This is a genomic window from Nesterenkonia maliinae (genome assembly GCF_051262655.1).
Classification (GTDB): Bacteria; Actinomycetota; Actinomycetes; order Actinomycetales; family Micrococcaceae; genus Nesterenkonia.
In genome coordinates this window covers 1-19,275 of sequence record NZ_JBIMEY010000015.1, presented here as the reverse complement: position 1 = coordinate 19,275, position 19,275 = coordinate 1, and the positions used below count along the sequence as shown (strand labels likewise).

Here is a 19,275-nt window from a genome sequence, read left to right as displayed (position 1 = left end):
CAGGAGTCGCACAGCCACCCGTGGAACCTGACTCTGCTGCTGATGCCGTCGTGCCCGCCCCCGCCCCCGGGGATGGATTGGACGAATCAACTACGCAGCAGGGGGAAGGGGAGGACTCCCTAGCCGCCCCGGCCCCCGCACCGACACCTGATGGACAGTCAGAGTCGGCGCAGGATCTGTCCTCAGGTTCCACGGGCCAATCCAACGAGTCCGCTGCGGCCCCAGGTCAAGAGACCGCCGCAGAGACCCCCACCGGGACGGATCGCACAGAAGGACGCGCAGCGTCTCAGCACCTGGCAGCGACCGGCCCGAGCGCAGCCATCCCCGGGGTTCTGCTCGCGGTCGTGCTGCTCGGGGCAGGTGTGGCCCTGAAGATCCGGTCCACCCGCCTACGCCAGCGGTCCACCCGCTAAGTCTCGGAGACCACCCATGAAACCCGCCCAGCTACCGGAAATCGGAGGCACCAGATGAACCACGGAAGTGAGTCATTTGAGGAGTTCCTGCAATGGCGGGAATCAATCGACAATGCGCCGCGCCCCGTGCGAGACGCCTTTGAGCGACTGACCCGGCAAGATCCAAGCCCCTCCCAGGTCGCGATGAACGGCATATCGCACTACCTTGCGGGCCGTCCCGATGTCCCGTGCGCAATGCTGGGCGTGATCTCGCATGACTGGGTGGGTCTGACCTTCGAGGACGTGCCCGAGCTGTCTGCGCCCTGGGTCCAAGACGAGGTTGATCCGAAGTCCTGGAGGATCGCGCACCGAGACATAGCGGATCTTGACGCCGCCGAGGGGTGGTCGCCGCAGTTGCTGGGCCTGTATTCCCCGGGAAACAACCCCGAGAACGGTGAAGCGGTGCTCTACAGCACCCAGTCATTTCGGAGCCTTGGGCTGCTGGGCGAAGAACGGTTCGTACAGGCCGTGATGATCGGCCACGTTCTCCAGAAGGCCTATGAGACCTGGAACGACGACGAGCTTCTGATCCTGGTGGGCTACGGAGAGCTTGGCGAGAAGATCAAGATCGGCACCCGAGAGGTCCACCCCCCGGGAAACGTGCTGACCTTCGATCAGTTTGAGGAGATCACCCCGGCCCTTCTGGAGGACTACTCGGCCACGATCTACTGGTGGGGATCAGACTCCACGTCGCTTGATCGTTTCGAGCAGGTCCGGGGACCGCGCACCGGACTGGTGATGGACTCCCACGACGAGCGGGCAGCATTCTTTGCCGACGAGGGACAGGGCCGCGCCGCACTGGAACCGCAGTGCTTCAGCTTCGACATTCACCTGACCTACGGCGACGACACCAAGTGGAAGTTCATTGAGGTTCTCTGGGCCTACTTCCAAGAGGATCAGGAACAGGCTCTGGCCGGAGTCACCGACGAAAGCTTTGATGACTTCCTGTCTTCCCTGCCAGCCGACACCGCGCCAGCAGACGAGGAAACAGAAGAGGCCGGCGGACTCTCCCCAGAGGGGTCCGCAGCTCTTGCTGGGAGCCCCACAGCACAGGTGGAGCTAGGAGAGTTTCAGCTCTCTCTTCTGGGAGAACCCGAGGTGCGCACCCGTTCTACGCCGCTGCTCGGGAAGGCCGCTGATGCGGTGGCACTGTTGCATCTGCGCGGGGGAAAGATGCCGGTGAAGGAACTCTCAGAGTGCATCTGGCCTGGCAAAGAGACCGAGGGCAACACCGCTCGGCAGCGGCGCAGCCGATTGAAGGCCGCGATCACAGAACACGTCGAGGTCGAGGCCGACGCCGATTCCTGGACCGTGCCGGAACTCTCCACCGATCACCAGCAGATCCTTCAGGCCCTGGCCTCTCCCGCACGCTACGAACCGTCCGCGCTGATCGAGGCGCTCGAAGCCATTCAGCCACCGCTCACCGGGTGCGCTGCTTGGGCGACCGACTACCGGCAGACGATGACCACAGAGCTTGTCGAGCGCTTGGAGTCCCTGCCTGCCGATCTTGACGCCGCCGTCCAAGACGCGGCCCGCGAGGCACTGGAGAGGGTGAACGCAGCGTGAGCAGAGACAAGAGAACCCGCAAGTCATCTACCCCCGAGACGGGGCGGAAAAACAAGCGTCTGAACTCCCGGAAGTCCAAGAAGGCCCAGCGCCGAGACGAGTCAGTCACCGGGACCGGAACAACGCTCATGGAGAGCGCCCCTAAGGCCGGAATCGCCGCGGCCTGGCTACTGGTGGCGTTCATGTTCGCAGGGGCCGTGGTCGCGTTTGGATCAATGCTGCTCGGAGACTCAGGAGAAGAAGTCGTGGCCCAGGAAAGCTACGACGTGCAGGCGCAGCAGGCCGGGACCTACGCGCAGGAGTACGTGGCCGCATGGCTGCGCTCTACCCGCGACGACAGCGAGGATCTCGCAGGTTTTGGGCGTGAGCAGATCAACGCAGACACCGAAACGGCCTACCGCGATCTCGCCGTGGCCTCGGTGGAGGACCACGACAACCAGACCTTTACCGCGCTCATCGCCGCCAGCGTCCGCTATGACCCTGCCGGGACCGACGACAGCGACGAGGACGAGACGGGCGGCGCGGAGACTGCCAGCAGTTCAGAGCCCGAGCCGGAACCCGACCCGGACCCCGAGCCCGAAGAGGAGGAGCTGGAGAGGGTCTGGCAGCGCAGTTGGTATCAGGTCACCATCGCAGTTGATCCCGAGGGTGATCTGACCGCCGTGGGATGGCCCACGCCGATAGCTTCCCCGACTGCCGGACAGGACGTGGAAACCGGCTACAGCGAAGACGTGGACGACGACGCGCTGACCGAACAGATCTCAGGCTTCCTCTCCGCCTATGCGGCCTATGGGGATGAGGACCAGGCGAACCCGCTGAGCCTCTATGCCCACCCAGACACCGACATCGAACCCATCGAACCAGCCCCCTATGACGAGATCTCGGTGACCGCCGTCAGGGCCACAGAGGAAGTGCCTGAAGAGCCGGACAACGGCGATCAGGTCCAAGTAGAAGCAGATGTGGACCTCACCACAGCAGACGGGGCGCGCCCTGGCACCTACTACCTCTCCCTGTCCGTCAGGGGAGGCCGGTGGGAGATCACCAGCATCGACGCCTCACCGCAGTTGGCCGAGATCGAGGACCAACCAGCCTTTGAAACCGAAGACCCTTCTGAATCAGATGATCCAGAAGAAAACGAAGAATAAAAACAAGGAGAAATACAATGATTGATTTTCTGAATGGACTTCTCGGAGACGTCCGAAACCTCATCACCACCGCGCTTGTCGTGATCGGCCTGGTCATCGCCATTCTCGGATCAGTCCGAAAGCCCACCATCACCGGAATCATCACGGCCTGCATCGGTGGCGCGCTGGTCGCGGCTATCGGCGTCATCGTCGTGAATTTCTCCGGCCTGTTTGAAGCCGAACTTGGCCTGATCATCTTCTAACCGCACACCCGAACTGAGTGAGCCCCAGAGAGGGGAGGGAACGCATGAGTGAAAACCAGACAGAGACGGGCAAGTTCTACACCGCCTCACGCCACTTTCAGCAGGTCATCGGTGTCTTCCACGACGGGACCGCGATCCCGGGCGGGCCGTACACCGTCACTCAGTTCATCGTCGCGGTCGCAGTCCTCGCAGGAGGCTTTGTCACCCGCGGAATCTGGGCGGTCCATTGGATCCCCTACACCCTTCTCGTCGTCGGAATCGCCTGGGCAGCGGTGTGGGTCACGGGGAAACTTCCCACCTCGCGCCGGTCACCTCTGAACACGCTCAACAGCATTTCGGATCTCCTGAAAACCTCGCGCTACGGAATGGTGGGGGGGCGGGAATTTCCCCGCCGAAAGTTCGGAGTGACGTTCACCCCGAGCTGGAAGAAGCAGCAGGACAAGCAAGAGAAGTCGGACTCAACCAAGACAGCAGATCAGGGCCGAGTCATCGTCACGGGATTTGGCTGGACCGATGTCCACGAAAACGCTCAGTCCACGCCAGAACTTCGCAGAATGATTTCAGGACAGGAACGCTAATCATGGCAATAACGAATCGGCAGCCTATTCAGTGGATGCGCGGGAACATTTTCGTCACCCGCACCGGAGCCCCGTATGCGGTGTGGATGCTTGCTGGGCGACCTTATGGTGAGGCCGCGACAAAGGAAAAGATCAAGGTCAAGGAGCAGCACCAGAACCTCTTTCAGGCGCTGCGCGGTGAACTGACCATCTTGGGAATCGTCGCGACGATGAGTCCAGAAGTGATCATGAACAAGATGCTCCAGGACGTAGAGGAGCCCTCCGAGCAGTGGCTGCGCGAGTGCGCACTGACCAACGAGGAACTATCGGTCTACCCAGCAGGGGAGCGCGCCTACTTCCTCATTGCGCCATTGGTGGATCTCTCCTGGGCTCAGTGGAGGTACAAGGCGATCACGGCAACGGAACAGTGGGGCCGCGAGAAGCTCGGGCTCCACCGGACCCCACCCTCAGACGCCGTGCTTCAGCGGTGGATCTCCCGGATGAAGGCCATCGGCGGACGTATCCCCGCCGCCTTTGATCCGGCCCCCGCGGGGATTAGCGCGCTGCGCTGGATCGCCCACCACCAGATGACCAAGGGCGCTGAACCCTCAGAGCCCATCCCGCGCGGACCCCTCGGAGAGGATCTCGGCGGGTGGGTCAACGTGGCCTCGGTCATCCCCGAACCGCTGATCGATGAAGGGGGAATGTCCGACTACCCCGATAGCAAGTTCCCCCAGGCCCAAGCGGTGCGGAACCGTTTCGTGAAGGTCCAAACCCCCACCACCGAACCGTCTTACCAGCAGTACAGCGCCCTCGGCCTCGCCCCCCAAGCAGGCTTTGTGTTCCCCGGGGCAGAGTTCATCAACGCCGCCGCATCAATGCCTGAAGACGTGGATTACTGCCTGCGGATGACGATCACCACGGCAGCAAAGGTCAAGGCCCGCAACCGTCGCGCCGAGCGCAACCTGAAGGACCAGGCGCGCCAGCGGGGCAGCACCGGGGACTCTCTGACCGACGAGGACGCCGACATGGACAAGTCAGGCTCGGCGCTGCGGGATTACTCCAAGGCGCTCAACGCCTCAGACCGAGAGGTCGAGGTAGCTGCATCGATCCTGTTCTCCACCTCGGGGTCCACGGCTGAAGAGGCCCAGCAGCAGATGAAATCCCTTCAGGACATCTACAAGGAAAACGACTGGATTCTCGATGCGCCCGTGGCCGGTCAGCGCGCCCTGTTCTGGGATTGCTGGCCGGGCTCCACCGTCTCGCCGGTCTCGGCGGCGTATTCACAGATCACCACCGGAACCAACTTCGCCATGGGCATCCCGCTCTCCCAGGACACCATCGGGGCGACGCACGGATTCAGGGCAGGAATCAACATCACCACGGGCCGACCGAGCCCGGTATTTCTTTCCCTCGGGAACATGACGATGGCGGACATGTCGGGCAGCTACGCCTGTGTCGGGGAGCTTGGCTGCGGAAAGTCGTTCTTCCAGAAGACCGTCGCGGCGCACACCATCGACCGGGGCGGCGTCTTCATCGGCGTCGACCACTCGGATAACCAAGAGTGGGTCGCCCTGGCGAAGTCACTGACCACGGCCAACGTCATCGACTTCATGAACCCCAGCGTCTCGATTGACCCGATCCGCCTCTACGGCCAGACCCCCAAGATGATCCGCCCGACCCAGAATTTCTTTGAAGCGCTCATGTCCTACAGCCCCTACGGCGGTGACGAGCGAAAGCTGCTTATGAACTCGGTCATCAAGGACATTTCCTCGGGGGATCTCCCCGAGATCACGTCCATGCGGGCGCTCTACGACTACTTCAACTCCGGGGAAGAGCTTGCAGAGAACGACCGCGAGCTGGGGAAGAAGATCGCACGAGGGATGAACAGCTTCATCAATATCGACTTCGCTCAGACCTTCTTCAACACCGATCTTCCGGTGCTGAAGTTCGACGCTCAGGCCACAGTTTTCGCCACTCACGGTCTGGAACTGCCCGAGAAAGAAGAGCTGGAGAGCCAGATCACCGCCGTCAGCGACGAGAAGAAAATGGGCTCAGCGATCTACGCCTACTTGGCCCACATCGCCCGAGAGATCATGTTTGCCGATGACTCCCAGGAAGTGCTCTTCAACGTGGACGAGGCCCACCACATGACGAACTCTCCCCACGGCAAGACCACGGTGAAAGAAATGCTGAAGGTCGGACGTAAGCACAAGGGGGCGGTCGGCCTCGGAACTCACGCTGCGGCAGAACTCGGAGACTCGGATCTTCGCGGGCTTATCCCGCTGCGCTTCGTCTTCCGCCACCGCGACGACGACCAGGCCCGAGAGAACCTCAGGTGGCTCTCAGAGTCCTACGTGCAGCCGGAATATCTGGAGCTAGTCACCAAGCAGCTCAGCCCCTTCGGAGAGGATGGACAGGTGCCCGCGCACCGCCGCGGAGAGTGCCTCTTCCGCGATCATCTGAGCCGGGTAGGAAAGATGCGCACGGTCGGCCCGCTGGCTGAGAACCGCCGCAAGACGGTCTCCACCACGCCTCCCAAGGTTCGGCAGGTGGCGGCAGCGTGAGCATCTACTCTCTGACCAGTACCGGCAGCCCCGCGCGGTCCATTCAGGGCCTTGATCTGGCCCTGTCGGTGTGGGGGTTCTTCCAAGTCCACCGAAAGACCAGAATCGCAGTCCTGCTGCTCTGCTTCACCACCATGTGCGCGTTCCTGAACACCGGGATCGCCATGGCCTCCGACGAGGCCAATTCAGTCATGCAGGGCAGCGACTCCCGGACATACAACCTGCCCCTGGATGGGGTCACGGACTCCAACGGGGTTCCCGTCGCGGCCTACAGCCAGCTCATGCTGAACACGGGCGGATTCTTCGACACCAACGGATCTGCGGCTGGGTTCATCGCGGAACTGCTCTGGACGGGCTACGGCTTCCTGGCCTTCATGATCATCGCCCTGGTGAACTTCACGCTGAGCTTCGTGTGGCTGGACTGGATCGCCTCGCCGTTCATCCTCATCGCCAACACCATCGACGGGATTCTGTCAGACGGACAGATCATCGCCTTCGGTTTCGCCGTCGCGTCGATAGTGATCGCAATCGGGGTGCTCAAAGGGCGGATCGGTTCGGCCATCGTGGAAGGCCTCGTCGTTGCTTTCATCGGCGCGCTCATCACTACTCCCATCGGCAACCCGTCCGACTTTCTGGCCGGGGACAACGGGTGGGTGCAGTCGAGCGCGGACGTGGGAGAAGAGATCAGCGGGGACATCAGCTCGGGCTCAAACCAGAGCGCGGTCGGCACCGACCCGACCTCGGGGCCACTCACAGACCTCATGCTGCGGACCCCGTTCATGATGACCAGCTTCGGCACCGACCTGGACGACCACACGGGAGGCAACGACGGGAGCACCTGCGGCAGCTCCTGGAACGCCATCCACACCGGAGACGACCGCCTCAGCGGGGCAGATGCAGACGAGATCCGCGACAGCATCACCGGATGCCTGGAAGGTGCCGATTACACCGTTCCAGAAGCCTCAGCCGGCACCAACGGTTTCATTGCGCTGTTTGGCATCGGACTGCTCGGGATCTCCCTGCTCATCGGATCATTCGTCGCATCGATCTTCGCGGTGGTGATCTTGGCGCTCTTCGGATTGCTGAACCTCATCGTGCGGGCGCACCTCGCGCTCTTCTCGCCCTACCACCGCTTCAAGTTCGTGGCGGCAGCTCTCCAGTTCCTCGGGCAGGTCGGGCTGATCGCGGTGATGATCATCATCTTCGGGGTGCTGCTCAGCGCGATCACCGGAATCATCAATGTCTTGCCCTCACAGGCTCACACGATGGTCTCTCCGGTGATCGGAGTGATCTCGGCGTTTATGATCTTCGTCTTCTTCAAGGCCTATAAGGCGATGAAGGACTGGGCGAACAGGGCCGGTCACGCGGCAGAACGGCTGGGACTGGGCAAGGCCAGCCAGGACAAGCCCTCACAGCTCGGAACTCGGGCTAAGCAGCTCGGCAACACCGGGCAACGGGTGGCCGGTGAGGCGATCCGCCACCAGTTGCGCCAGCGTGGCACCCGCGCTCTGACTAAGGCCGTGGTCTCCACAGGTGCAGCGGCGGCAACGGGTGGAACTTCCCTGATCGGTCAGGCTGGAGTCACTGCCGGAACGATGGCAACGCAGAAGGCCATGGCGCGGGTGACCAAGCCCGCCAGCCAGGCCAAGAACTCAGGGACAAGTCAGAATGTGGCGAAGAGTTCTGCGGTCGGCCCCGTGCGAGCAGGAGCCATCGGCGCGTCGGGAAGCTCCCGCGTTCCGGGTATCGCAGCGGGCCAGAGTGCAGCACCGAAGCCACTAGAGGGAAGGGTGATCAATCAGGACGGCAGCGACGCCGGAGCCCCCGGCAAGTCGGGATCGCGGCCTATGGTCACGCAGGTTCCGGCAGGGCCGGTGTCCCGGATCGAGGACCGTCCCGATGATGCTGGACCCTCTGCGACTGGCGGATTCGGTCGCGTCGCCGCTGATCCGTCTCTCCACCGCGCTCCCGAACTGCCAGAGAAGGCCGGTGCCCACGCGGCAGCGCCCACCTCGGGGGGACTGTCGAACCAGGCAGCAACCTCGCAGCCGGAATCAGTCTCGGCAGCGACAACTGCGCGCCCGACTGGCAGCGCACACACCGTGCCATCAGAGTCTCCAGTGGTGCCAGTGCGGAACCCCAACGTGCGCAGCGTGCAGCTCCCCGCGGGCCGCTTCTCCTCGGTGCGTTCCTCCACCGGGGCCAAGGCCGTCACGGTGAAACCTGAAGCGATGACAACTCCCCGCACGGAGGCCCAGACGGTTGCGCGCGGGTGGAACGTCTCTAGCTCTGCTGGTGCTGTTGGGCCTGCTCCCTCACGGAAGCTGATCGCCAGCACTCCGCGCCCCGCGCAGCCGAGCGCACCGCCCCGCACCCCGGGGACGCCACCGACCCCTGCACCGGCCCCCGCGAGCCCGCCGCTGCGCGCCTCACAGCCGCTAGGGGGCAATGGCTCATATTCACCCCCGCGCCCCGTGGGAACGGCTCACAGGAGCGCAGAGCCGCTCCCGAAGGTGGCACAAGAGAAAGTCAGCATTCCCGCAGCACAGGTGAAGGTCACACAGGCGGCAGCGCCGTCGAAACCGGCAGCACCCGCACCCCGGCCAGAAACACCCAGCCCGAGCCCTGAACCGAGCCCGGGGCCGCGCCCGATCAAAGGTGGTGACCCGCGATGAAGCAGAGCCGAACTCGTGTTGAGGAACCGGTATTGTCTCGGTCCCAAGAGCTGTACGCGCCACGTCGGTCACGCACCGGAAAAACCGTGGCCTGGGCGCTGCTCTGGGCCGCGAGTGCTTGGGCGATCTCCAATATCGCGGGCATGGGCGTAGTCCCACAGACTCTCGTGATCTGCGCAGGCGTGCTGGGCGTGGTGGCAATGGGTATCGCAGCGCACCGGCACTGGAAAGCCCACGAAGTCACCCCCACCCAGATCCGGGCCGCTGTGGCGGCAGGGCTCCCAGGCGTCGAACTGCCGCGCGGATCAGTCAAGACCACCGGGTATCAGTTCGGCAGCGTCTTGACCCCGACCGCTCCGCGGAAAGTGATCATCCGGGCCGTCCCTGGTCAGCCACCACTGCCCGACCTGAACCACGATCCGAAGGTGCGCCAAAAGGTCGTCAGCTCGGTCGCCGTGATGGCCGGGGCGACCTACCGGATCGAGGACAAGAAGACCAAGCCGGGGCGGCGCATCGTGCTCTCGCGCTACGTGGTCGAGGCAGAGAAAGACGATCTCACCGAAGCCCAGAAACAGGAACGCCGCTTCACGGACGCCGCAACGGATCTCCTCGGAGAGGGAACAACCTGCCGGTTCACCTGGAAGGAAACACCTGAGAAAGAGGACTACCTCGCAGAGATCCTGGTCACCGCGGCAGATGGCAAGCAGCTTGCTCTGGCGAACAAGAAGAAGACCACGATCGCGCAGCTTCGCACCCGGCTTCCGGGCTCAGATTTCAGCGTGCAGGTAGACGCTCAGGCAGACCAGATCGTGTTCAAGCGAAAGATCCCCCTGCCTGCCGTCGTGGTGCCTCCTGCTCGGCATCAGCCCTTGATTACTGACGATGAGGCGTACAAGCGTTTCAAGCTCCCCATCGCCGTTGGAGACGGGGGAGAGCAAGTCGTGTGGCATCCCTCCAAGAACCCGCACTGCATGATCGTTGGGCAGACCGGTAAAGGTAAGACCGTCGCTCTGCATGGTGTGATTCAGGGCCTGTGCCAGGCCGGTTGGCGCGTCTGGCTCATCGACGGCAAGCGCATCGAATTCCTCGGCTACGAGGGCTACCCCAACGTCGAATTTCTTGCCCAGCGGGTCGATGAACAGATCCGTCTGGTGAACCAGGCTCGCGAGATTATGGATCAGCGAATGGAGATGTTGCGGAAGCGCGAGATCACCAAAGCCGACCTTGATCCCATTGCCATCGTGATCGATGAAGTCACGGCCCTACGCGACTTCATGGACGAACGGTGGGACGAAGTGAAGGGCCGGACAAAGCAGACCGGCAAGTCTCCTGCAATGAAGTGGCTGGACAACGTGGCGCGGCTTGCTCGGTCGATGAAAGTTCACCTGGTCTACGGGCTCCAGCGCCCGGATACCACCATCATCAACGGTGAAGCCCGAGACAACTTTGGCGCTCGTATCTCAATGGGTGCTCTGGAGTCAGCAGATGGCTCGGTGATGATGTGGGGCAACGGCGCAATAGGCCGGCAAGTCCCCGACATCACGGGGCGTGCTATCGGTCGAATCAACAACGTTCCGACCCAAGTTCAGGTCGCCTATACCGCCAACCCCGATCCCGACGCAGGGGACTATCACGCGGGGATGGTGGCGGCGCAGTGGCCCAAGCAGAGGTTCCACACGCAGAAGCTCGTCACCGACGCAGTGCCATCCGATGAATCCGTAGGCGTGACCTGGGCGGACATTCTCAGCGCACCCGTGGTGGACGCGGAGGGAAAGCCGGTCGAGTTCGATCCGGTGTCCTCGCCGGAATCGCGCGAGCTGAGGAAGCAGCGCACGAATGCTTCTGAGGTGCAGGAGCTGAAGTTGCAGGTCGCCGCGAACATGGCCGAAGCACTGGCCCTATTTCCCGCCCCTCGCGGGAACACCACTGCCGGTGATCCGGTGGCCCGGTTGGTGACCGCCGTACAGGAATCACCCTTCATGCCGTCTCACGATCCGATGATGAAAAACGCCAAGCGGATCGCGGCCAAGCGCAGCCGCGAGAAGGTGCCCGCGCAGAGCACCCCGAGTGGCATGGAGACAGCCCCGGCTATCGAGCCCGCCGAATCCTTTTTCACAGAAGAAGCCGTAGGTGAGAGCTATCCCGCCACGGCAGCCGAAGTGCGCCCCGACCAACGGTTGAGCTGCGATGAGTTGACGGAAGAAATTCTCGTCGGTGAGGTGCTCCCCACCGAGACCGGCGTGGTCATTACTGGCTACACCGACGACGGAGTAGAACACGTGATCGAGCTAGAGAACGAAGACGCGGTGCTGATCGGAGGAGACGCAGATGGAGACTGACGAGAACGAAACAGTGTGGCTGGTACTGATCGCCATCGGGGCGGTGTTCGTGTTCGGAGGCTCCGTGCTTGCGTGGCTCACGGCGCGTTCAACTGTCGCCGTCGAGTGGCTTCTAGAGCACGGGGTAGTGGTGCCGTCAGCGCAGGCCCTGGTGGCGATCTCGGGAGTCGGCCTGGATCTCCCCCGGATCATCGTGGCCGTCCTGGTCTTGGTGATTCTGACGTGGTTCGCGGCCAAGATCATCGGAATGACCCGCCGAACCGCATAATACATAAACTATGTACTATAACTAGAGCAGGCTGTTTGCGCATATGAAAAGGGGAGGGGCGGCATGACGGGAACAAAGAAGATCGTGATCGGCGTTGCTGCCGGATTGCTGGCCGTGATCCTCCTGGGCGGAACTGTGATTCTCATGGTGTTCATGTCGATTGCTGGTGGATCTCAGCAGCAATCGACCCCCACCGCGCAATGCCGCCAAGCCCCCACCGTCACCACCGCAGGAGACAGCGACGACGACGAGCCCGCCGACGAGGACGAGGGCAGCGAAGAGAGTGGCGCACTGGAGACAGTGCCGGAGGAGTACCGCGACGCGCTCCAGTCAGCCTCGGCAGAATCAGGACTGGCGGTCGAGGTGCTCGCAGCACAGATCGACCAAGAATCAGGCTGGAACCCGGATGCAGTCTCATCCGTCGGCGCACAAGGGCTGACCCAGTTCATGCCCGCAACGTGGGACACGCACGGCGGAGGCGGCGACCCCTTTGACCCAGATGACGCAATAGCCGCTCAGGGGCGCTATATGGGCGTGCTGTGGGACGAGGTGGAGCCCTATGCGGGGGATGATGAGCGGACCCACATCGAACTGACGCTGGCCGCGTACAACGCTGGCCCGGGCGCGGTCGCGACCCACGAGGGAATCCCCCCGTTTAGCGAGACAGAAGACTATGTAGACGCGATTCTCAGCGTCGGGCAGGGCTCTTACACCACCGATTGCCTGCCTATCGGTGTGGACATCGGAGAACTAGGCACCGGGGAATGGGTGAGCCCAATGCCAGGAGCGCCAACCACCTCAGACTTTGGTTCCCGGTCCTGCCCCATCGCCGCCGCGTTGAACTGCTCGAACGGATCTTCAGATCACCGGGGAGTCGATTTCGGCGGACCCTCAGGCTCAACGGTTGTCGCCCCTATGGATATCGAGATCCGCGCGACCGGCGTGATCGACGGCTGGGAGCAGCTCGGCTGGGTGGTGCTGGGCAAGATGCCCGACGAACCCGGTCTGCACGTCGAGTTCGCGCACTGCGCCTCAGACAGCATCCAGGTTGACCCCGGAGACACCGTTGCCCCCGGCACGCCGCTGTGTACCCAGGGAAACACCGGCGCATCGGCGGGAGACCACTTGCACCTCCAGTTCGGCCTGCCTGAAGGCGACGAAAGTGTGCCCGGGTGGGAAAACCTCATCGATCCTGAACCGTTCCTACGAGCGAAAGGAGTGATCTGATGCGGAAAGGCCTGCTCACGGTCGGCGTGATCCTTGCGGGAATGGCCCTGGTGGCCGGGATGATCTGGCTTGTCGTCACCATGGCCGGGGATGATCCCGCGCCAGAAGAGCAAGCCCAGACCCCCCAATTCCGGGAGCAGTCGGAAAGCAGCGCGACCCCCGAACCCGAACCCGAGCCCACCGACGAGCCCGCCGAAGACGCACAGGAGCCGGACCCGTTGGAGGATCGCGAACAGTGGGAGATCCTCGCCGTCGAGGCCGCAGAGACCATGACGACTTGGACCCCCGCAGAGGACTTCAATCAGACGGAGGCTGAATTTCGAGCCTCGCACCTGATGACCGAAGAGCGGGCTGACGAGATCACCGCCCCGGAGCGTCCCACCACGGGCACCGAGTGGCTACAGGCCCAGGAAGCAGGAGCGACCTCGGAGCCTTCAGTAAAGGTGAATCGTGCGACGAGTAACGAGGTGGTCAGCGTAGAAGCGACCTGGGAGTGGATGAACCCGGGAGGATCGTCACTGTCGGAATCGCCGCAGCGCCGGATCTTTTACTTCAACTTCGAGGAAGACCCCGACGACGGCGAGGCCTTTCTGATCTCGGACTACTCATGGGAAACGATCAGATGACCGAGCAGAACCAAGCCACCAAGACATCGAGAAGTGGAGACACCATGGACTATGCACACACGCAACGCAGCACTATCGGGCGCGGGATCATTGCCGCCGCGTCCACCGCAGCAGCAGTGCTGGTGCTGACCGGGTGCTCTGACGCTTCAGAAGGCTCTGAAGCCGCAGACACAGAGGAAGCAGCCGTCGCGGAGGAAGAGAATCAGGAACAAGAGTGGTTCGCTGCGGAGTGTCCCACCATTACTGCCGACGTGAGGTTTGCAGATGAGAACCAAGAGCCAACCGGAGAGATCGTAGACCTGGCCCTTATCCAAGGCCCGGTGAGTCCTCCTGAGGGGCTTGACGAGTCCACAATGACCATCGGCATGTACAGCTACGACGAGTTGGCTAACGCTCTGGTGTTTGAAAAGATCGCTACCGAGTCAGACGTGTTTTGTCTGACTGGAGACATTATTGAAGGCCCAGATAGCGCCACCGAGTTCGTGGGACAAGACGCAGAGACAAGCCCTGGGCTGATGCACCATATGAGAACCTTTGCTGATCCTGAAGGATTCTGGGTTGATCAGGATTTCTTGACCACTGGAGCCTCAGTGCCGGGAGTGATTGTTGACCACGAGTGTCAGGGTGCGTGGACGGTGGCTGAAGATCTTGCAGATCTAGACAACGCCGAGCACCAAGAAGCCGGGGTGAGTTCCCTCTACATGCAGGGGGCCGAGAATGCGCTGTGCGAATGATGCCCGGGGGTGAGGTGCTGGAGTGGCTGAAACAAGCCGCTGAAACCTACGTGCTGCCTTACTGGGGATGGATCGCGGTGGCTCTGTTAGGCCTCTTCGCTGCGCGGTGGGCGTGGAGAAAGCTGCGCTCCAAGATCGCGGCCATGCTCTTTGCCGGACTCGGGGGAGGTGCTGCCTTGGGCGGCGCGGTCGATTGGGTGAGCAGCCGCTTCTGACTTAGGGCTAAGAAATAGCGACGACAGATCAAACGCTAGATACGATGCAGTCTCAAAGTAATTCTCAAAGGAGCAGAAATGGCCCGCAAAGTTGAAGTGACACACGTAGACGACATGGACGGTTCACCGGACGCTAAGACAGTCTCGTTTGGCTTCAACAATCGTTGGTATGAGATTGACCTCTCCCCAGAGAACGCAGAGAAGTTCAAAGAGATACTGAAGCCTTACCTGCGCAAGGCGCGTGCCACGGAACCACCGAAGAAGCAGCACAACGAGACCAAATTGATCCGCGAGTGGGCAAAGAATAACGGCTATGAGCTGGCCGACCGTGGCCGCATTCACCGGCACATCGTAGAGGCCTACCGCAACGCCTCTTAGGCGCAGCGCGTCCGCCCTCAGTCAGCCTGCCGGTATCGGCGGTGCTTCTCGTACTCTGTGATGTCCGTGGAGGCCCAGCGTCGGGACTCTACGGCGGGCTCGGGGAAGCTCTTCGTCTGGTTGACCGTGGCCCGGAAGCTCGCAGCGGAATAGCCCAGAGATTCCCTCACTTCCTCATCGGTCAAGGTCGCGAGATCGAGCACCTGACGCAGCACCCCAGAGCGGACCAGCTCACCGGCTAGCTGCGCGTCATCATCTGAGACAGCAAGGGCCTGGTAGATCGCCGTGGTGAGGTCAGTGGGCGCGGTCGCGGCAATGGCGCGATTCATCGAACGGCGCAGCTCGGATCTCAGATCACCGGGGAGCAGCTCGGCCCGGTCGGGTGCGGTGGTCATGGCGTGTAGCTCCTGTTGGTCGGTCCCACGGGGCGAGGGCATGGCTGACTCATCGTCCAGACCAGCGCCGCCGACGAGTCCGCGCGATATCTTCTTCGATCCTGACCGTTTTGGGCCTGGCGGCGTCGGCCACGCTGAGCTGAACACCCACGATGGAACCGCCCGTATCGGGGTAGACCGCCGACAACTGATAAGCCGCCCAGCTCTCGGGGCTGCCACCGTGATCCGACTTGATATCGGCCCGAACGTCGGAGGCGTGAAAGCCCGATTTCGAGCCGATCTGGTAGCTTCTGCGCTGCCCATCCTTGTCCTGCGTGATGACGGTGACCCGCACCCGCTTATCCTTCTGTGCCTGGGATTTAGTGGTGCTGAGCATCCGGTCTTGGAACGCGGCCCAGGCCTTCTTGCGCCCCTGACTGTTCTTCGTGGCCGGCATCTCGATCTCATCGATCCGATTGCCGTCTCCGAGGTGCTGCGTGGTGACCGAGAAACGGCCACGGCGCACGGTGGCCATACGTCGGCCCCGGGTATCTGTGGGAGTGAGTGACTTGGTTTCGCCGCCACGGGGGGCGCGCACGGGGGCTAGAGAGCCGTCTGCGCGACGACGACGCGGCGTGAGGTGGTCAACCCGCCCCGAGCTGTAAAGCTCTGTGAGGGACTGCCTGAAGGACTCACCGGATGACTCTCCCCGGGCGAGCTTGCGCACCATTCGATCTGAGCGCCCAAGCTGGGAGGCCATTTCGCCCCAGGTCATGCCGTAGTCGTGTTTCGTGCGGGTGACCAGCTCTGCGATAGAGAGATCCTCGGGACTTGGACGAGCCATAGCTGTCTCCTAGTTGCTCTCGGTATCGGGGTCGGCAGAGTCGTAGCTGCCCATGCGGTCATCTGTGGGCTCGAACTCCAGCCGGAACTCTGCTTGGTCTATCGCGCTGTCTGGCGTCTGGGTGCCGTTCTTGACTGCCCGCGCTCTGAGCGTGTCCCGTTCCATCCGAGATCCGGGAGGAGTGACCGGGCCATCGAGATAACCCTGAAGGCGCAGCCGTCCTACCTTGCCGTCATCTGCGCCGCCGCGTCGCTCAGAGGGGAAGGCCCACTCTGGAGCGCGAGTCGTGTAGATCGCGTCGCCGTTGATCCCGATCAAGGTGGCCGGATCGACGTGCAGCGCCCCGGTGTAGACGCCGGAGGCTCTGGAACTCATGACTTTCGCGCGGCCGCGGCCCCAGATCTGCGCGGTGTATTCGGGGTGATAGAACTGGCGGTTTCGTCCATCCAGCGTCTGAGGCTGTTGGTACGTGAAAATCGTGCCCTTGCGCTCCACATGCACGTCGGAGGGGATCTGCGTGGGGTCTGTCGTGGTTCTCGTGGCTGAACGCCCTCGGGAGGCGAAAGAGCCGATTCCCTGGATCAGGATCGCGCGGAGAGCGGCGCCGATAGCCTTCTTCATCGCCGCGTCGAGCCCGGGTTCCTCCATGATGGCTGTTCGCAGCACGACCAAGTTTCTTGCCCATTCATCCAGGGGCGCGGCTTCGACATCCTTGCGGGTGGCCTTGGTCTGACCTTCTTCGAACCGCTTGCGCGCTGCGGGCATGGTCTTGCTGAAGATGATCGCCTCTTCAGGCTCGATCCCCCAGCCCTGCTGATCGGCCACGTACAGCTCTGAACCGTCCGCCCAGGTGGTGTGTTTGGCTCCCGGGCGGTTCGGGTAGAACCAGCCGTCGGCGGGGTTCTTGTGCTGCACTCCGAGGATTCCTGGCCCCTGCCAGTTGTCCGGGACGGTGAACTTCACGCGCATTCGGCCCCGGAAATACTTGTCGGAAATCCAGTGGTCGTAGGCCTGTTGGCGGGCCAATCTGACGCCGGGGCCGGTGCCGAGTTTCCAGCACACCGAGGAGTACATGAACCGGCCATCGACATAGGCGAATCCGGGCAGGGAGGAGACCGCGCGGGTGTCGATCATCGGGATCACATCAGGGTGAGAGTCCATCCCCGGCCCGGTGACGAAATGATCCTGGTGGTGCTGCCCACTGGTCGCGTGGATCTCCTCAGCGACATCGTGGGGCACGGGCACAGGGTCAAGGCCGGGGGGAAGGGAAGCGGCCCAGAGGTTTGTGCCAGTGGCTGCGGGGGACATCAGCAGAGGGGAGCCCGAGGGTGAACCCGGGATGTCCCTCCACACATCGGTGAGCATCTTCGACAGGAGCGTCCAGGCCTGGCGCGCCTGCTCGGGCTTCAAGGCGGTGTCGCCAAACCACTCGTAGGCGACGCGGATATCGATGCGCTTGCCGGTGAGGGTGTTGAAGAATCGCCCTGCGGGGGGTGTTCCGAGGTGGTGCTCACCGACCCAGCCTTTCGTCTCCACGAGAAGCCAGTGGCGCGTGTTCCGGTCGTTGGGTGGCACCTTCCCCGTGAAAACGATCTTCACGCGGGACAGGTTTCCCGTGGCGTGATCGACGGAATTGAGCTTGTCGGTCAGGGTCGGGTTTTTCGTGCGACCCAGAATGCTTGCCTTGAAAGGTGCCCCGGTATCGAGAACGCCCTGACCAGTGACGTAATCCATGTAGACGGTGGTGATCTCCTGAAGCTTCCACGGCCTAGGGCGGGAGCTGGTCTCCCCGTACTTTTCGCGGTCGCGCTGTTTGGCTGACATGTTCTGCACGGGGCCTCCACTCCGTAGCTGTTATAACTAGTGATACTACCCCAGATAACTACGAAACGTAACTATTGCGACGTTTGGAAAGGCTGATTTCTCAAGGCTCTGCGTTCATCCCGCCGCCCCTCCCTGTGGCATCCTGATCGCGTGAAAGCCTTCCGCCCGCTACCTGAGCTGCTTATCTTCGGTGACCACCATGTTGACCCCGAGGAGGTGCGCTCTGCCCCGTACCGACGAGAGCCGTATGTTCGGGTGGAACTCCCTGACCTGGGCACGGTGGACGCGAAAGCGACCCGCTGGACGGCAGACCGCGTGCTGATTCTGTGGGTGAATGCCGACCACGACAATCAGTCAGCGTGGGTGCCCGCAGAGTGGGTCAAGCGGATTGATCGAGCAGAGGCGTCGTGGAGTGACCCCTACGACCTCTAGTGAATGCTCGGCAGTCTGTGCAGTCTTTGACTGCTGTGCAGTCAATATAGCGGGCGTGTTCCTTGGTTTTCAGGGGGTCGCGCCCGTTTTTGACTGCTGTGACTGTGGTGACTGGGTTGACTGCTGTGCAGTCGTTGACTGCTGATCGGCCCCTGTGGGGGAGCGCCCCGGGCGGGGGGGCAAGTCAGGTTTGGGGAGGTGGCCGGCTGTGGCCCGCGGCGGGCCGGGGGAGGTGGGTTATTCCGCCAGACTCGCGCCGCTGCGCCCCTGCTGCGCCCCTGCTGCGCCCCTGCTGCGCTGCCGCGCTGCCGCCCTGCTGCCGCCGTCGCGCTGCGGCCCCGTGCTCGCCGCTGCGGTGGCCTGCTGTGCGGGGTTGTGTGCCGTTCTGCGCCGTTGGTGGCCCTGTAGGGGGGTTGGTGGCCGGGTGCGGGGCTCCTGGGCGCTCCTGGCCGCGCTCCTGGGCGGGGGAGAGGGGCTGGTAGCGTTGATTCTGCAAGGCCCTATGTGCCCTTTGTGGGTGCCCGAAGGGTCTTGCATACCGCGAACCCCCGGCATCTGTCGGGGGTTCTTGCGTTGGCCCGCCCGAGCAGCTCGCCCCGCCGCTGCGCCGAGGTGCCGAGCCCGAGCAGCGGCCCCCGAGCGGCCCGAGCAGTGTGGGGGAGGGGAGCGCGGCCCGTGCGCCGGTCGATCCGGCCTCGATCTGCCGTCGCCCTCCTCGATCCCTCCTCGATCCGGCGTCGCCGCGCTCGATCCGCGGGGGTCGATCCAGCGTCGATCTGTGCCCGATCCATCGGTCACCGGCCTTGACAG

At 62.9% G+C, this 19,275-nt stretch carries 18 protein-coding genes; 15 read left to right on the top strand and 3 right to left on the bottom strand.

Features of this window, described 5'->3' with window-relative positions; genetic code table 11:
* The 14 genes from ACHAA4_RS15160 to ACHAA4_RS15095 all read left to right on the top strand — a co-directional run.
* A partial coding sequence (locus tag ACHAA4_RS15160) for a hypothetical protein (RefSeq protein WP_494337971.1) occupies positions 1–413 on the top strand: 413 nt, incomplete at its 5' end.
* 54 nt (positions 414–467) lie between these two features.
* The gene (locus tag ACHAA4_RS15155) at positions 468–2,018 is read left to right on the top strand and encodes a hypothetical protein (protein ID WP_435775018.1); all 1,551 of its coding nucleotides are present in this window, start codon (positions 468–470) and stop codon (positions 2,016–2,018) included.
* Positions 2,015–3,163 (top strand): conjugal transfer protein, encoded by a 1,149-nt coding sequence (locus ACHAA4_RS15150; protein ID WP_435775017.1) that lies wholly within the window; start codon positions 2,015–2,017, stop codon positions 3,161–3,163. Before ACHAA4_RS15155 ends, ACHAA4_RS15150 begins: the two co-directional genes overlap by 4 nt.
* A 17-nt stretch (positions 3,164–3,180) precedes the next feature.
* The gene (locus ACHAA4_RS15145) at positions 3,181–3,405 is read left to right on the top strand and encodes a hypothetical protein (protein WP_435775016.1); all 225 of its coding nucleotides are present in this window, start codon (positions 3,181–3,183) and stop codon (positions 3,403–3,405) included.
* A 44-nt stretch (positions 3,406–3,449) separates the two neighbouring features.
* The gene (locus tag ACHAA4_RS15140; RefSeq protein ID WP_435775015.1) at positions 3,450–3,983 is read left to right on the top strand and encodes a hypothetical protein; all 534 of its coding nucleotides are present in this window, start codon (positions 3,450–3,452) and stop codon (positions 3,981–3,983) included.
* Positions 3,984–4,018: 35 nt separating this feature from the next.
* Positions 4,019–6,529 carry an ATP-binding protein gene (locus ACHAA4_RS15135; protein WP_435775014.1) on the top strand — a complete coding sequence of 837 codons (2,511 nt, stop codon included), beginning with the start codon at positions 4,019–4,021 and terminating at the stop codon, positions 6,527–6,529.
* The gene (locus tag ACHAA4_RS15130) at positions 6,526–9,204 is read left to right on the top strand and encodes a hypothetical protein (protein ID WP_435775013.1); all 2,679 of its coding nucleotides are present in this window, start codon (positions 6,526–6,528) and stop codon (positions 9,202–9,204) included. Before ACHAA4_RS15135 ends, ACHAA4_RS15130 begins: the two co-directional genes overlap by 4 nt.
* Positions 9,201–11,543 carry an FtsK/SpoIIIE domain-containing protein gene (locus ACHAA4_RS15125; RefSeq protein WP_435775012.1) on the top strand — a complete coding sequence of 781 codons (2,343 nt, stop codon included), beginning with the start codon at positions 9,201–9,203 and terminating at the stop codon, positions 11,541–11,543. Before ACHAA4_RS15130 ends, ACHAA4_RS15125 begins: the two co-directional genes overlap by 4 nt.
* Complete coding sequence (locus tag ACHAA4_RS15120) at positions 11,533–11,811, top strand: hypothetical protein (RefSeq protein ID WP_435775011.1); 279 nt, start codon at positions 11,533–11,535, stop codon at positions 11,809–11,811. Before ACHAA4_RS15125 ends, ACHAA4_RS15120 begins: the two co-directional genes overlap by 11 nt.
* A 63-nt stretch (positions 11,812–11,874) precedes the next feature.
* Complete coding sequence (locus ACHAA4_RS15115; protein WP_435775010.1) at positions 11,875–13,038, top strand: transglycosylase SLT domain-containing protein; 1,164 nt, start codon at positions 11,875–11,877, stop codon at positions 13,036–13,038.
* Positions 13,038–13,664, top strand: a complete 627-nt coding sequence (locus ACHAA4_RS15110; protein ID WP_435775009.1) for a hypothetical protein — start codon at positions 13,038–13,040, stop codon at positions 13,662–13,664. The genes ACHAA4_RS15115 and ACHAA4_RS15110 overlap by 1 nt, the downstream gene beginning before the upstream one ends.
* Positions 13,661–14,398 carry a hypothetical protein gene (locus tag ACHAA4_RS15105; protein WP_435775008.1) on the top strand — a complete coding sequence of 246 codons (738 nt, stop codon included), beginning with the start codon at positions 13,661–13,663 and terminating at the stop codon, positions 14,396–14,398. Before ACHAA4_RS15110 ends, ACHAA4_RS15105 begins: the two co-directional genes overlap by 4 nt.
* The gene (locus ACHAA4_RS15100) at positions 14,389–14,613 is read left to right on the top strand and encodes a hypothetical protein (RefSeq protein ID WP_435775007.1); all 225 of its coding nucleotides are present in this window, start codon (positions 14,389–14,391) and stop codon (positions 14,611–14,613) included. The genes ACHAA4_RS15105 and ACHAA4_RS15100 overlap by 10 nt, the downstream gene beginning before the upstream one ends.
* Before the next feature lie 78 nt (positions 14,614–14,691).
* Positions 14,692–14,991: a histone-like nucleoid-structuring protein Lsr2 gene (locus ACHAA4_RS15095; RefSeq protein ID WP_435775006.1), complete on the top strand. Its 300-nt coding sequence runs from the start codon at positions 14,692–14,694 to the stop codon at positions 14,989–14,991.
* Between the two features lie 17 nt (positions 14,992–15,008).
* On the opposite strand, the gene ACHAA4_RS15090 is transcribed toward ACHAA4_RS15095, so the two are convergent.
* The 3 genes from ACHAA4_RS15090 to ACHAA4_RS15080 form a co-directional block, all read right to left on the bottom strand.
* The gene (locus ACHAA4_RS15090) at positions 15,009–15,386 is read right to left on the bottom strand and encodes a hypothetical protein (protein WP_435775005.1); all 378 of its coding nucleotides are present in this window, start codon (positions 15,384–15,386) and stop codon (positions 15,009–15,011) included.
* Positions 15,387–15,435: 49 nt separating this feature from the next.
* Complete coding sequence (locus tag ACHAA4_RS15085; RefSeq protein WP_435775004.1) at positions 15,436–15,900, bottom strand: hypothetical protein; 465 nt, start codon at positions 15,898–15,900, stop codon at positions 15,436–15,438.
* 318 nt (positions 15,901–16,218) lie between these two features.
* A complete protein-coding gene (locus ACHAA4_RS15080) occupies positions 16,219–18,042 on the bottom strand; it encodes a hypothetical protein (RefSeq protein WP_435775003.1) in 1,824 nt (607 codons plus the stop codon).
* A 141-nt stretch (positions 18,043–18,183) separates the two neighbouring features.
* Between ACHAA4_RS15080 and ACHAA4_RS15075 the strand changes: the two genes are divergently transcribed.
* Complete coding sequence (locus ACHAA4_RS15075; protein WP_435775002.1) at positions 18,184–18,465, top strand: hypothetical protein; 282 nt, start codon at positions 18,184–18,186, stop codon at positions 18,463–18,465.
* Positions 18,466–19,275: the final 810 nt, after the last annotated feature.